This is a genomic window from Desulfobacterales bacterium, assembly GCA_034520365.1.
GTDB lineage: Bacteria > Desulfobacterota > Desulfobacteria > Desulfobacterales > Desulfosalsimonadaceae > M55B175.
Genome location: JAXHNP010000002.1, coordinates 120,272 through 135,381 on the forward strand (window position 1 = coordinate 120,272; position 15,110 = coordinate 135,381).

Consider the following 15,110-nt stretch of genomic DNA (forward strand, 5'->3'; position numbering starts at 1 on the left):
GGTGTTCCTTTTCTTTCTTTTGTTCATTGTTTTTATTCAATTTTCGTGACCCATTTATACCACACTCCAGCGCAAAGTAAACAGTCGTTCAATCTTCTGGTCCCGTGCCAGGCGTTTTTCCAGCGCCGGCAAAGCACAATACCGGCTTCAATGGTTTTACCCAGGCCCACCTCGTCTGCCAGTACTACACCTTCTGATAAGGGCGATTGCAAGGCAAACATGGCGGCCTCAATCTGGTGGGGATTCAAATCCACCGAGGCATCAAACAGTGACATTGATAGTTGGTCCGCCGCACCGGGAGGCGCCTGCCGTGTTAGATCAAATGCGTAGTATTTGGCATGGTAAGGTGTGATCATCATCCTTTGAATATTTTTCGTCCATTGTCGTTCCTTGGTTGTCAGTGCGAAGGTCATCAAATAGTCTGGCCACTTTCGCTTGAATTAAATCCGAGGCTTTGACATTGGCACGGTCATTCTTTATGTGCAGAAAATTGTTCGTTAGGCAATGTGCTTAAATCTGGTTCCACTGCTTGAATACAAAAAAAACTTGCCTGAAAAACCAATCAACCTCAAAAAATACTCTGTAACAAGCTCTTTACACTTTTCATAAATTGTATATTGCTCGTCAAACGATAGCTGACTCAAACCAGAATGGATTATTTCATTTCGCAATGTTTTTATATCCACCAAATCAGCCCTCATTCCAACAGAATCGAACATTTCATTCAACAGGGCCTGAAAGCTCCATGATGAACCATCGGGCTTCCGGTAAGACCCATTTCTATATGGGTACCCCCTATGTTTTGCATAAGTAGACTTAAGGTTTTCGAGCAAAATAAAAGAAGTTGCCAACATTAACTCTACAGGCAAAAATAACGAATCCGTACTTACAAAATAATCAACAACAACATTTAGCGCCCTCGGTTCTTCCAATTCATTATAAGAAGCCCAACAGTTTTCAATAAACCTTTTTATGTCTATAGTATTAACTGTACAAAAAGGTGGTCTGAAATGCGAAAATGATCCAATAACGCTCCAACTTTGCCCTCGTAAACCATCATCTGAAAACCATTTGTAGAACCTAACCTGGGAGTCAGTTGCAAATGATGGCATTGTTGCCAATTGTCTAATAACAGATACTACTTTTTCAATTTCATTTTCGTTAACATCTTTTACTACTATCTTTGTTGTTTCAACAAATTCTCCTTTTAATTCAGTTTTATTCCCATTAATCAATTTTTTGCTTTGTAGTAAGTCCATCTCATAACCTGCTACATTTAATGGCATTTTGTTTCTGACTCGACTGCCATCTTCACATTCGGTCATTTCAATACCCAAAATCATCAGGTTTGCTATGTAACAAATTATATCCATACATTTTTGCCTAACGCGCCGGTCACCGGTTGCCATGAAGCGCCAGCGGAATGGCAATCCGGTGTACTGGCTGGTTGGGTGCTCCTTCTTAAGATTTCATACCAAAATAGGCTATCCATCTCTTTGCAGCACCGCCGTACCTCTTTTTCGATCCATCGGACCATCCGCGCTCCAATTTGTTTGAAATATAACTTCCAATCTTTGAAGCTGATGGCTTTTCTGTCGTTTGAAAGGTTGATAGTGCAGTTGATAAAAAATTTGTGCTTTTCGCTCTATTACCTATGATACTATGAATTTTATCTATTGAATTATCTGATAAGATATCTGTCGGAAATAAACTTTTATCTTTCCAAATCGCTACATTTAAAGCAATTAAATCATTTGCTGAATTTCTAAATCCTTCCTGAACAACCGTCTCTTTTGATAACTTTCCATTTAGTTTTAATCGTTTTGCTAATTTTATAGCCTTTTCAGGTCCGGACGCACCCAAAAAAATTGCCCCGTGATCACCACCTCCTCGCCCCCTACGAGAAGGAATGTCTATTTTTCCAAACTCCTTACCCTTACCGGTTGGACGTACTAAAATATCACCATTATGTTCAATCGCACCTGCGAACCTTAAATATGGTAGAAATCGATTCGCATATACTTCTATGGTTTGAGCTTTAAGAGTTGTTAATGAATACGAGGTTTTTATTATATCTTTGAAATCATCTATGCCCGCTTTCTGTCCAGGCTTAATCATTTTTAAGAGACTATGCAAAATGACATGTTCTTTTAATTGAGTGAATAAATATTCTGCTAAAGTTTCTAAGTTCGCATTAACTAGTTCATCCTTAACGGCAAACTTATCATCCGAATTTTTCTCTACTAACAAAAATCCCTGAAGATCACCAATCAGGTTATTTACAGTTTTTGGCGTATATTCAAGCTCCGAAGCAAGTTGCTCCAGATTTAAAGGCCCATGCTTATTAATCAGGAGGAATGAACGAATTATTATCGGCAATGCCACTTGTGGGACATAGGTCCATGGAATAATTGGAACCACTCCTTCAACTAAAAAATCTCTAAAAATATCCCAATAAACAGCATATCTCTGCCCGGCCCTAATTATTAGCCTCCTGTTATAAAGACGATTTACTGTGTCTTGATCAAATTTATCTAATACATCCAAAATATCTGCAGGAGAATTTCTGGCAATGTATTTTAGGCAGTTGTTTTGGTGAGCAGTCAGAGGTACAGTGTCAGCATCAAACAATGCTGATACATTGAGCCTCTTGATGACCAATTCGTCTTGAGATACTCCTTTTTTTATTTCATGGTATAGGTGAATACATAATTTTTTCAGAAGCCATGGCATCCCTCTGCCTTGTTCTAAAAGACGTCTTCGCAAAGGGTTTATCATTTTTTGCTTTAGGGCTTTCTCAAATTGCCCAACCATCTGAGAAGATTCGCCACTTTCAAATTCGCCGAGATTTATAGATATACGGTGGTCACTCAATTCATGCCAGACATGATATGCCGGATTATCATCAGATAGCGTTATTCCGGTCCTCCAAGAAAATCCGATTACTAAATTGCTTTGTTCCGCATTCGCTTCAAATGCTAATTTTTTAAAGGACTCAAATGTTGAAAAGAGTTCATCTTTGGTGAACAATTCTTCGAATTGATCAAAAAATATTACCAATACTCTTTTAGTTCTTTTGAGTTCGTTCAAAATTTTTTGAATAGTGTTACTTTTAAGCATTCCTTCTGTGCTATCAATATTTACAGCAGATTGAGAAATTTTTACAAACCTTGAGTTAATTGCAGACTCAAAACCTGCTTTTAAGGCTTTTGCTACGAAAAGAGGCCCCTTCGCCGAGCGAGAATCAACCGGATACAAATAGAATTTATTTTTCCATTTTTGATTTCTAAACCTTGAAGCAAGTTTAATTATCAGTGATGATTTACCAAACCCTGATTGAGCAGTAAGTGCTAATAATCTAGTGGTAGTATCTCCCTTTCTTACTTTATTAAGAAATTGCCATATCTCCTTTTGGGTGTTATAGCGGCCGATAAAATATTCTGGTCTGCAAGGCCTATAATCATCTAATGATTCTGCTTCGGCTACTTGCGAAACGGTTTCTACTGATTCGGGGCCTGGCTCGGCCGGATAATCTGAACTGGCCATTTTATTTTGTACATGCAAATCGAGGCCTTGGTACAATTTATATTCAAAAAATATTCTCTTAATTGGTTCTTTAGAAAGTGTTTGATCACCTTTTGCTGGTATTACAACCGCCCTGAAAGGAATACCCTCCCGATGCTCTTCTATAACCCAAAATGGAGGTAGGTTCGGGTATAAAAACAAACAAGCGCTCGTGAAAACATTTTTTGTTTCAAAAATAGATTGCAATGAAGGAAGATTATAGACATCTATCAACATGTCCACTATCGTATCTGGTCCAATAAATGCTAGTTTTGGTGTATTAGCGGTATTGTTCTGAGCGCTTAATTCATCCAAGACACCTTTTGCCTCCTTGCCTGGATTCGAAGTAGAAAAAAGATAAGCAATTCGAACGTTCCGTCTTATTACCTTACCAATAAGCAAATCGATAACATTCGCAGAAAAGGGATCTGATAAAAATTTACATTCTACGAAGGCACGTTCATTTGTATCAAGGTGATCAGCTATTAAATCAATTTCCATTCCAGTAAAACGAACCCGTTCTATAATTTTATACCTTTGTTTCCTCAACAACTTACCTGCTATTTCTTCAAAAAAATTGCCACGTTGATCATTCGACCATTCTTGTGGTGCAAGAACACGGCAGGATAGTTTAATTTCTTTCTCAATATGCATTTTTTTGCCTTATGAGTATAGATGATTATGAATTTCAGCACCCAACGGGTTGCTCACCTGCCGGTGTGTAGCGACAGCGAAACACCGGTCAGAGTGAAGCAGCGAGGTTAGCTTTTTAAGAAAAAGCCCTAAATATCTAGATTTCTAAATTCCCAATTGAATTTTTTCTTCAAAAAAGGTCTGTTCGAAGGCTTGTAAACTGCATAGAAAACAGGATTTGAACTTACGTATTCTCCTTCAAAAAAATTCGCCTTCACAACAACTATTCCAATTGCCCCAGAATATAAGAACTTGTACAAACGCCTGAATCTTACTTGGAACCCATGAATGAAATGGGACATTTGATCAACAGAAGCGATAACGCCATTGCTACCAGACCCAGCAATTACCCATGATAAAGATGAATTAGTATCATCAAAAGGATTAATCCCCCTTATCAGAAGACCATAATCATCAATTAATGTTCCATTATGGCGTTTTAAACAAAACTGTTTTTGAAATGTTTCGCCTCTCGCATTTACAGCGTTTATGTAAATCGAATTTCCATTAAATTTCGCTGGAAAAGAAGGTATCATTTGATTGTACTTGTCAATCATTACACGAGTAACAGTATTAAATTTTGGACCTCCTATTGTTATTATGTTTTCTCGAAGGTCCTGACTTATAACTGCCTCATCAGAAAATTTATGAGGGATTTTCTTGAGCTTAAAAATGCTATGAATATTGAGGGTGAGGCAAAGAACCGATTTTATATCTCCTGCGGCCATGTAGCGGTGATTTGAAGGATTAAAATATATTTGGCCTGTGAACAGCATAAAATTTTGGGAGCTTTTGCCGAAAAATTTTCGTATCCTAGAGCGCTTATTCAATAATTGACGGAATCTATTCACTATCGCAACTATACCTGCAGTAGCAAGGCTTGCTAAAATACCAAGCTGTAAATCTATTCCATGCCCTCCAATTGAAATAAACCAAGAGCGTAATCCATTCATCATTTATGCAATCCATTCACCAGATTATTGTCAGATACATCTTTAAGGACCGTTGTGCCTGCACTAATTCTACAATTATCTCCTAAAACAATGCCGCCTATAATGTTTGCATTCATTGAAACAAGTACATTATCCTTTAGTAATGGAGCAGGTTCTCTACATTTTAGCCCTGGTTGAGGATAACAATGAACCAGATTGCCTAAAACAGCACAGTTGTTCCCAATAATTGCATCGTTACATACGAAACCACCGATTTTGGAACGACATCCCACTGTAACATTTTCTCCGATGTAAGCTCCAAAATAGATACTTGTATTTTCGCGAATTGTAGAATTATTCCTGATTATACATCTTCCCTCGATATATACATTTTTTGATATCTTGACTCCCTCATAAATTACAGAATAAGGCCCAATAATTGAACCATTGGAAATTTCGATTGGTTTTCTTGCCGATAAAATTTCTTCTCTTTCTAAGTCGTTCGCCAGTAACAATTGTGTTAATAGGCTTTTCGATGGATGGCACAATATAGACCCTGGAGCTATACCGATTTTATCTGGTTTACCAACTACTTTTACAGGACCTAAACAGACGGTTCCTTCAAAGAAAGGCTGTAATTCTGATTTATATTTATTTTTTAAGTATTCGTAAATCATGCCGATTTATCTCAATACAAGTTCAAGCTCTATATGATTCCGAGGCAAAGATAGATCTATTGGTAAACATATAACTGTTTCCAGTGGCGTAAGATCAATTGCCGCATATTTTGAAGAGCAAGTGATATTTTTAACTTTTTCATCAAGCTTAAAAGCAAGAGAAAGGGGCAAAAGATCTTTTTTTAAGGTGTTGTTATTTATAATGGTAATCTCGAAGTAAATGCGGTTTTGTTTATGATTGAAATTCAAGGATTGTATTTTGACATTCTCTAAAAGGCTGAAATTATATAATAGTTTAGAACAGGATGTCACCCATAATTCATTAAAACGCGATGAATATGACAAAAATTTAGAAAACATGTTAAATCGAGTGGTATCTTCCGCCAAATTTACAGGATGTATCAATGGAGTGAAAATGGAAAAGTTATTTATCGAAGCAACTAACTTTGACTTATACAAATCCAATGCTACATCCGAATTTAAACCTATCTTCCTAAAGATCATCGCATCAAAATGCACGTCATCAAATGGCAACTCACATATGTTAATTTTCTTCTCTTCTATAAATGGGAAAAAAGGCATGTTGCCCCATGTACTATTGCCCCAATTGCTACCATATTTGACTCCTTGTTTTAGAAGGAGATTGTATAGTCTTTCATTGAAAGTGCCATAAGGGGACCTCCAGCCAATACACCTATCGCCTATTAAATCTGAAATAATACGGATAGTATCGGTAACTTCTTCATCGTCCCATTCTTCATCAGTATCCAAATATTTATGTGTTAATCCATGCCCCCATACATCATTCCCTGAAGAGTTGATTTTTTTTACAATATTCATATTCTCCGATGCGGTTCTTCCGACAAAATTAAAGGTCCCGCAATAATTTAACTTTTTAAATTGTTCCAGAATTTTAGGTATAATTACAGTTTCGCCCTCTATTGTACTTCCACCACCATATTTACCTTCACAATCAAATGTGAGTACAAGCGAAGATATATTTGGATAGACATAGGGCAACAAGTACAGCTGAAATCCCTTATTAGGTTTGTATACTTTTCTACTTAATGAAGAACCTTTACGCTTTGCCATTTGAAACTCAACCATATTGCTTTTCTCCTATCGGGATGATTTAAATAATACCTTTAATTAATTTTCTTAATCTTTGTTCTCTCTCTTGATAAAGATTCTCAACGCTTATTTCGCCGTTTTCAATAAGGGATATATATTTTTTCGCATCTAAATAATATTCAATTAGTAGATCAGCAGCTTCGAAAACATTTAATGCTTCATAAACCAAGCCATTCTTCCTGTGCTTAACAAAATTTGATTTGTTTGCCCCTTTGGAAACAACTGGAGGCGTACCGCATTGCATGGCCTCAACTACAACCCTTGGATGCCCTTCATTCATACTGGGAAGAATTAAAAAATCGCTTTGTGCAATATGTTTTGACAATTCAGTTCTTTCTAAATATGGAACAACGGCTATATCCAAATTATTTGGGAGCATGAGTTCCTTTGAATTCTCGCCAAAGCCTATTATTAATAGTGAAACATCGATTCCTTTTTTCTTTATGTTTTGACAAATTCTAATTCCATCATAAGGACGTTTAATTTTGCGAAATGTTGAAATTTGAATTAACCTAATCCTCCCATTAAATTGGATAATTTTTTTAGAAACTTCTATTCTCGGGTAATTAGGTATCGTCATACAAAGAAGATCATAAAATCCTAATATTTGTTTTGCCAAATGGTCTGAAACCGTTATCGCTATGTTTACTGCTTTTAAGTTTGACAAAAAACTATGACGAAAACTATCAGATAGCTCATGAAGAGAGTGAGTTGGAGTCCCATGATGTAAAGTTATAATTTTGTATATTTTTCCACTATTACTAAAAAAAGGGGCTACCCATAAAAGAGATTCATGACCTAAAACCAAAACATTCTTGGAATAACCATTTCCATTGAATGTCCCTTTGATGAAATTAGATAACTTCCGTATATCATCATTATTTGGGATACTCTTTGAATCCCAAGTTGGATAAAATAAAATTTTTCTATTTTTAACATTTAGGGAATTATGAAAGCGCCTCGTTTCCCAGATTTCATCTAAAATCAAAATTTCTTGGATTTTGGTTCCTGCTATGCAATGCAAATCCTTCATAAAATCCAAATTCGACAGATATGAACCGCCGATTTGTTTTTTTAATAAATTTAAAAAAATTATGTTTAAATTATTTGAGTTCATTTTCTTTATCCGAGGCTAACGGCCTGCTCACCTGCCGGTGTGTAGCGGCAGCGGAACACCGGTCAGCGTGAAGCAGGAAGGTTAGATTTATTTAATATGGTTTTAGATACTTAGCGTGTACCCAACCTGATATTTCCTTCTCTGAATGTACATCTTTATATTTTACGCTGGCCCATCCCTCTCTGACTTTAGATACATCAACAATCTGATTAGGTGCTAGAATTGTAAGAATATTATTCGAATCGATTATCGGTTCTGATCTTAAATGCACAAAATTTGTGATGAAATGCGGATTGATAAAAAGATTAATGGACTGTGTATCAATCTGTTTGCTGATAGGTATTTGCACTTCGTTAATTTTATCCAGAATACTATCTGTCGAGTGCTGATTGGAAAATTGGGAAATAAAAAACAGAACAAGTGCTAATATGATACCCAATGGGTCTGTTGTTTTTTCTTGGGCATGTAGTCCTATTTCTGCTGACAAATTGATATCGAATAATCGTTGAGTTGCAGCGAACTCTTCTATTCTAAAAAAATTATTGGCAATGTTTAATGCTAATGTTGGATTTGACATTATTCTATTAAATAAAAGACAATTGCCATTTATGATATTTAGTATTTGATCAATATGTGGTGCATTTGGATAAAATGCGAGTCTTGCCTCAAGCATAGCCCGCATATCCAGACCTGTTAATTGAATAATATTGGTTGAGGATTTTATTTTTACTGGTTTTTTTCTACCGGAAATAATAAGAGAGCAATTTTTGGATACAGAGAATTCTTTTTCTATTTTGTAGAGCGAATCATCTGATAACCATCCAGCATTATCAATTATAAATAATCCGCCATTAGATTGAATTGATTTTATTGCTTCATACAGTGCATTTCCAGTTCTTACTATATTAGCATCATACCTAATCCAATTTTCTTGTAGCTTGTCTCGGTTTTTGTAGACAAACATATTAACAAGGGCTGTCTTACCAATGCCTCCTTCACCTATCACATATGTACAAGAACCAGGTTCTGATGTGAATTGTTCAAGAAGAGACAACTCTTTAGTTCGGTTAACAAAGAGTTTTTCAAACTGAATATTTCGATTTTTAGGTATTTTCATATTTATGCTGTAACGTATGGCTCAGTGGCCGAGTTTACGAGGTCCACTGCAGCCGCTTGTTGGGCTTAAGCTTGCCTTCCCCGAAAAGGTAGGCGCTAAGTCCTGCACGTAACAATTGACGCATATGTCTTGAGTATGGTGCCCTGTAACGAGGCCGCACGTGCCAAAAAACTTCTCCATCAACACTGATGCTGATAAGTCCTATATTGGCATTCTGAAATTCATCTAAGTGCGCCAAGGCCCGATGCACGTAATAGTGATCAAGAACAACAAATGAATACTCTGAAAAAGAAGCATATCGATAGGCTTGCACTAATGCACGCCGCCAATTGTTCTTCTTCATTTCGAAGGAAAATGTCCTTTGAATGCGCCGACCAAGTATGTCCCTTTTCCAAAATATCGCTACATGATCAGGGATGCCGAAAAGCCCTGTCAACTCATTCACTTTCCAGGAATGCCAGTCATTATACCTGAATTTTTCGCGTATCCATGATTCAATCGAAAAGACCTGCGAAATATCACTTTCACTTTTAAAGCTCTGCTCAGTCAAAGGTTTTCCTCTCGTCGCCATAGGTTTATGGCGGTGATCCAGTTAGCAAGATGTTCTCCCCCGCTGCTAGGAGGGAATACAATACCCGCCTCTCTGAGCGCCTCGAAATCGTTTAGAGCTTGTTGGCATTCGGCCAATATGCTGTCAACAGGGCTAGTGCCGGATGATGCGTGTAGACGATGAAATTGATCGGAAAATGACTTGAAGTAATGTTTGTAAGGTTCAGGCTTTGTAAAGTGCCAATTGTAGGTGGGTTGGAACATCCTCATTCTATAGCCGTCATTTCCTATGTAGTCATCAAGATCGCTTACTACTCTTGCTATAGCTCCGATGTATTGGTATTCCACCCAATCGAGAAGGCGGGGGATATAGATTCTAGCGTTTGGCCCGCGAGTGGCGCTGCCATCCTGATCCTCAAAAGCACGAAGACTGAACATTCTCAAGTTCTCGTATGAGCCCATCGTAACAGCATCAGGTTCAGCGCACAAAAGCAGTAAACTCTCTGTGTTGGTGTAGCCGATGACAATGCCCATACCAACCCGCTTGAGAGCTGATATAAAGCTTAATAGCCCTATTAGCAAATCGATATCGCCAATTTGCTTTGTTCGATTATGCACATGCACTATCAAGTATACACCAGAGAGTTCAGTAAAAGAAGTTATCCAATTTAATATCTCGGTCTTATAAGTTTGATCTTTAAGCATCTGGTCGGTAAGAATCAACTGCAGATATATCGCGGTGTCAACTCCTAACCTTTCGGCACTATTTAAAAATGGATGTACAAACTGACTTTCTTGTTCGGTAATGAAGTTGCTGGGCATCCCCTCGTAAAACCTAGTTGGAATAACCACAGCTCCAAACTCCATTGAAAGCTGAAACTCCAAACACCTATCAGCACATTCAGATGCAGAATCAACCGACCATTCAGCCGTGGAAAAACCATCCGATAATATGTCTGGAAAGAATGAGTACTCTCGAAGTTTGCCAGCAGCTGTATTGGGGAGAAAGAACTGCGGGTCAAATAAAGAGCGATAACGTAAAGCGTATGGAATACTGGCTACTTTAGATGGTTCCATGTAACGCGGTCCAACGATAACTCCATCCCCAGCGTTATCCTCAGCGATGCTTGCCAGACTCCATTGGTAACGATGTCCAAGCTGGTGCAAAAGCTGCGTCATTTAAATCCTCCCACTATGTCTTCAATGGCATCTTCGAGGTCTTGATAACGTCTAAATCGTTGGTAAGGTTCAAGACCCAACATTTTAGAAAGTAAGTTAAAGACTTCCTGATCGCATATAGAGCTGAGCCTCTCACGTTCCCATGCTCCTTGAAGAATGTTTTCTGGGATATTGTTTCCACATTTTACAAAAACTGGGTCAAAGGGATGCATGCCACCAAGAAGAAGCTGGCCGAGCACAATACCAAGGGTGAATTGATCAGACCTATGGTCTATGTACCGCTTTCTGTTAGTAAGCTGTTCAGGGGAAGCGTAGTTCGGTGTGCAAGGACCAAGTGGTGCAAAGGAAAAGGTCAAGGAGCTGGCGTCTTGGATTCGGGCAATTCCTAAATCTATAATCCTCGGGTTGCTATCTGTAATCATGATATTTGCTGGTTTGAGGTCACGATGCACCACACGTCGAATCCAGAATACAGACATTCCTCGGACAAGATGAGATAAAAGTTGCAGCGCAGAATTCGGAATTGTGTACTCTGAAAGATGTTGCTCCAAGGGTGCTCCATTGATTAATTCTTCAACTATGCAATAGCGTGAACCAGGTTTTGGCTCGAACATGAATTGTTTCGGGAAATATTTTGAATTAGCAGACCTGAGCAGCCCCACTTCTCGAGAGATTCGCTCAAGTACGGTATCTGAAGTATATACCCCAATTTTTACCGTCACTTCCCCAAATGTACTATGGGTGGCACGATAGACCTGCTTTTGCCCCCCACCTCCAATATGGACTGGTGAATCGAAATCTGCCAGTACGTCATCGACTTGTACTTGGCTTTTATCCACATCTCTCCTTTCTCAACTTGGCTAACGATAAATTTACTAAAGAAATCACGAAGCCCCTTTCGCCCCCTTTTTTTTAGAAGGTTTTGAGTCGCTAACAGAATAGATAAATTCAATGCCAAGCTCTGTCAGCGCAAAGACTACGACCGTTATTTCTTCAAACTGCAATTTATGCTTGTCTATCAACCCTTGCCTTTGAAGAATCTCAAAGTTTAAAGGGTTATCGTAATAGTAACGATCAGATTCATAAGCTGGAATTACAGATGAATCATTTGGTGCTAAAATTTCAATTGTGTGACAAAGGCAGTATGGATCTACCTTTTTCTGCAATAAAGATAAAGAGAGAGATCCATTTTCTTTAATAGCTTTCCGAAAACCTGCTGCATACCATTTTTCGAGCCAATCTACACCTCTCACAGCTCCATATAAAGATAACTGATTTTGAGGAAGAACCCTCCACCTGGGCGTAGCTATCTTTTCAATAAGTATAGCTTGTTCGCTCCCAATGGCGGAAAGAATGTCTGCAAATGCAATGGCCTTCACATTTGGATTCATAGCAGTGGAGGCGAGCAAGTTACTCCATTTATCAATCAACTCACTTTTTGGTTCCTCGAGAGAGGATTTCTCTAAAATAGGTAAAAGAATTTTATTTGGTATCGGATGCTGGGTCGTGCCTGAAAGCCGCAACTTTTCTCGAGCCCTTTGCATAATAGTGATTGCTACCTCCTCTCTCTGCAATCTAATCAAATCGGCTTTAAGCCCCCGTTTTTCTGAGAATGGTCTAATGATATCAACGAGCGTATCGATGAGCCGCCCAGAAGACTCGGATGGGATCTCGGTTTTTACTTCTATCCTCGCCTCTGCTTTAGCGCCAAAGTCGACTTTTACGGATGATTGATCATTATTTCTCTCATCGTTCATTTTTGATTTCACCTTTGTTTTAGAAGGCCAACGCTGCGGGTCAGGGGCGCTTGCAGCGCAGCGGAAAGCGTCCCCTGCACCCGGCTTGTTAGCATCTTTTCTTTTCATCCCATGTTTCCAAGATGAATAACGCCATAGTATGTGCAGAGTGAATAGCCAAACGAGCATGCCGGGGTTTAAGTTTGTAGCGTTTGCGCCCCTGTCCATGCGCTGAACTCGCATGTGTTCTAAAAGCACCAATGCCATCAACCACTGATATAATTCCTGTTAAAATTTTTTTTAAATCATCATCTTCAACTCTACTGGGATCGAAACCTAAATCAGCCCTGACTATTTTCCAAAGACTTTGAATATCTTTCTTTTTTGGAATTTCGAGTCCTTCATCTGAAATATATATTATACAAATTGACTCTAAAATATTACAAGCAGCAGATACAGCCTCTCTGGGTTCTGAATTAATATTTTGAATTGCTCGATTAAATTCAGCTTCAATAGCTGGAATATCTCTTCCTTTAATAAGATCCGAAAGAGATTTACTTGGTGTTGAGCTACCATCAAAATATATCCACCTGATATGTAACTCAAATTACAACCTTCAATAACTGATATTAATTTCTGCTGAAATTCTTTTTCAAGACTTATAGTGGTGGAACCACCAAATGGATTATCATCATTTTCGTTAGGGATTTCCATATAGCTTTCAATCAGTTTACCCAGAACTGCTAATGGATTGTCATTCTCCTTATTGATTCTTCGTAGCCATGCCTGAGTTTTGACTGGTTTTGAGCCTTCAGGGGGATCTCCAGGAGCATCAGCATACAGAAACAAATTATCTAACCCTGCATGTGTTTCAATTTTAGGCATATATTCTGCCATTACAGCTATAACTGGAGCGGGTATTGTTTTTTTCATATGATTAAAAGGTCATTCTTAAGTGCTAACCATGATTAGACTGCCTAAATGCTCGATGCTAATCGGCAGGCTAAATTTTCATATGCGACATTTCCGGCGCATAACACCGTTGTGGGCTGTGATATGAAGCAAAATTGAAGCATATCAATTTTGCCAATAGGCATTTTTCAATGTGATATGCGCCGTTAATGTTCGTTTTTGATATATTGTTTCCGCAAATTTGTTTACTCGGAATATGACAAAGTAAATCATATCAAGAAGGGTGTTTCAATACCAAATTAACGCAATTCATAAGCGAAGGGTTCTGCTGATATTTCTTCTTAATTGGGGTATGAATGACTGATTGGCCAGTGGGCACCCTGTGCGCTTATGCTTGCGGATGTTATCCTGATCCTTCGATGAATCTTCGGACAGGCAATCCGACCGGCCGCCACGGATGATCGAAAGGGCAGGTGCCACCTTTGGCCCAATATTTAGATGGGCATCTTATGGGGATTGATCCGCATTTGAGGATTTAAATCCTCCCAATTCCTCCTTTTTCAAAGGAGGGGTGAAGCAGTTTTATCCCCAGTGTCACAGCGATCACAGCGGGTCGGGCCATGTTAACCTGCTGGATTTTAATATATTCAATGCCATGGAAAGATATTTTCAGGGGCTATTTCGTTTTTTTTACCGCCAGAATCACAAATAGAATAGGTCCGCAGGATCGAAAAGCCGATATTTCAATCCGGTGTTTGCGTAAACCGCCCGGATTCCAGAAAACGGATCACCAGGGAGGCGGTCTTTTCCCTGTGGTGGATTTCGTTGTGGTTGTATGGCAAAACAATAAAATCATCCAGCCCGGGGTAATACACGGATGCCACTTCGACCCGGCCGTCGTTTTCATTTTCCAGCAGCCGGCCGAGGGCAAGGTCGTCCTTGTTTCCGGCAATTGCCCCGATCCTGGTCTCCTTCGGGTCGTCAAGCGCAAGCTCGCTGATTTTTTCCGGCTGCAGGGAGTCCAGGGTGGCAAAGGTCTCCACCAGCAGATCCGATATTTCTCCGGCCATGCCCGCAAGCCGGCTTCCCTGGTTGGGCGCGGCAATGAGTATGGCCCGGTCCACCCGCCGGCAGTCCCCGGAATGCGACAAAAAGTAGCGGATCACAATGCCGCCGGTACTGTGTCCCACCATTGCGATGGATTCGTTATCCGGCAGTCCGGATAAAAGCTTTCCGACCTTTTTTTCGAAAATCTCTGCGGCTTCCTGCACGTGATCGAATGTCAGGGGCAGATCCACTGTCACGGGACTGTACCCGGCTTCTTTTAAAAAATCTGCAAGCGTATGCATATCCGCGGGCCCCTTGCTGTAGCCATGCACGAGAACCACGGTTTTTCCGGATACGTTTTCCAGAGCCTTTTTTTGTGAATACGGCGCGGAGTTTTCGCAGGCGGCAAAAAGTATCGCCAGCAAGAGCCCCAAGAGAAGGATACGCATTGTTGCG

The 15,110-nt window shown here is 39.2% G+C and carries 14 protein-coding genes; all 14 read right to left on the reverse strand.

Features of this window, described 5'->3' with window-relative positions:
* Positions 1-32: 32 nt before the first annotated feature.
* A complete protein-coding gene (locus tag U5L07_00810) occupies positions 33-275 on the reverse strand; it encodes a hypothetical protein (GenBank protein ID MDZ7830271.1) in 243 nt (80 codons plus the stop codon).
* Positions 276-497: 222 nt separating this feature from the next.
* Entirely contained in the window at positions 498-1,373 is an 876-nt protein-coding gene (locus U5L07_00815; protein MDZ7830272.1) for a hypothetical protein, read from the reverse strand.
* Between the two features lie 88 nt (positions 1,374-1,461).
* Positions 1,462-4,218 carry a YraN family protein gene (locus U5L07_00820; GenBank protein ID MDZ7830273.1) on the reverse strand — a complete coding sequence of 919 codons (2,757 nt, stop codon included), beginning with the start codon at positions 4,216-4,218 and terminating at the stop codon, positions 1,462-1,464.
* 128 nt (positions 4,219-4,346) lie between these two features.
* Complete coding sequence (locus U5L07_00825; GenBank protein ID MDZ7830274.1) at positions 4,347-5,213, reverse strand: hypothetical protein; 867 nt, start codon at positions 5,211-5,213, stop codon at positions 4,347-4,349.
* The gene (locus tag U5L07_00830) at positions 5,210-5,866 is read right to left on the reverse strand and encodes a hypothetical protein (GenBank protein MDZ7830275.1); all 657 of its coding nucleotides are present in this window, start codon (positions 5,864-5,866) and stop codon (positions 5,210-5,212) included. Before U5L07_00830 ends, U5L07_00825 begins: the two co-directional genes overlap by 4 nt.
* Positions 5,867-5,872: 6 nt before the next feature.
* The gene (locus U5L07_00835) at positions 5,873-6,973 is read right to left on the reverse strand and encodes a polysaccharide deacetylase family protein (GenBank protein MDZ7830276.1); all 1,101 of its coding nucleotides are present in this window, start codon (positions 6,971-6,973) and stop codon (positions 5,873-5,875) included.
* Positions 6,974-6,998: 25 nt separating this feature from the next.
* On the reverse strand, positions 6,999-8,114 hold the full coding sequence (locus tag U5L07_00840) for a glycosyltransferase family 4 protein (GenBank protein MDZ7830277.1): 1,116 nt from the start codon (positions 8,112-8,114) through the stop codon (positions 6,999-7,001).
* A gap of 91 nt (positions 8,115-8,205) precedes the next feature.
* A complete protein-coding gene (locus tag U5L07_00845; protein MDZ7830278.1) occupies positions 8,206-9,231 on the reverse strand; it encodes an SH3 domain-containing protein in 1,026 nt (341 codons plus the stop codon).
* Positions 9,232-9,265: 34 nt separating this feature from the next.
* Entirely contained in the window at positions 9,266-9,781 is a 516-nt protein-coding gene (locus U5L07_00850) for a hypothetical protein (protein MDZ7830279.1), read from the reverse strand.
* The gene (locus tag U5L07_00855; protein ID MDZ7830280.1) at positions 9,778-10,959 is read right to left on the reverse strand and encodes a hypothetical protein; all 1,182 of its coding nucleotides are present in this window, start codon (positions 10,957-10,959) and stop codon (positions 9,778-9,780) included. Before U5L07_00855 ends, U5L07_00850 begins: the two co-directional genes overlap by 4 nt.
* Positions 10,956-11,798, reverse strand: coding sequence for a protein kinase (locus U5L07_00860; protein ID MDZ7830281.1), 843 nt, complete (start codon positions 11,796-11,798; stop codon positions 10,956-10,958). Before U5L07_00860 ends, U5L07_00855 begins: the two co-directional genes overlap by 4 nt.
* 45 nt (positions 11,799-11,843) lie before the next feature.
* Positions 11,844-12,824 carry a hypothetical protein gene (locus tag U5L07_00865; GenBank protein ID MDZ7830282.1) on the reverse strand — a complete coding sequence of 327 codons (981 nt, stop codon included), beginning with the start codon at positions 12,822-12,824 and terminating at the stop codon, positions 11,844-11,846.
* A 303-nt stretch (positions 12,825-13,127) separates the two neighbouring features.
* Positions 13,128-13,628 (reverse strand): hypothetical protein, encoded by a 501-nt coding sequence (locus tag U5L07_00870; GenBank protein ID MDZ7830283.1) that lies wholly within the window; start codon positions 13,626-13,628, stop codon positions 13,128-13,130.
* A 722-nt stretch (positions 13,629-14,350) separates the two neighbouring features.
* Positions 14,351-15,103, reverse strand: coding sequence for a hypothetical protein (locus U5L07_00875; protein MDZ7830284.1), 753 nt, complete (start codon positions 15,101-15,103; stop codon positions 14,351-14,353).
* Positions 15,104-15,110 lie beyond the last annotated feature (7 nt).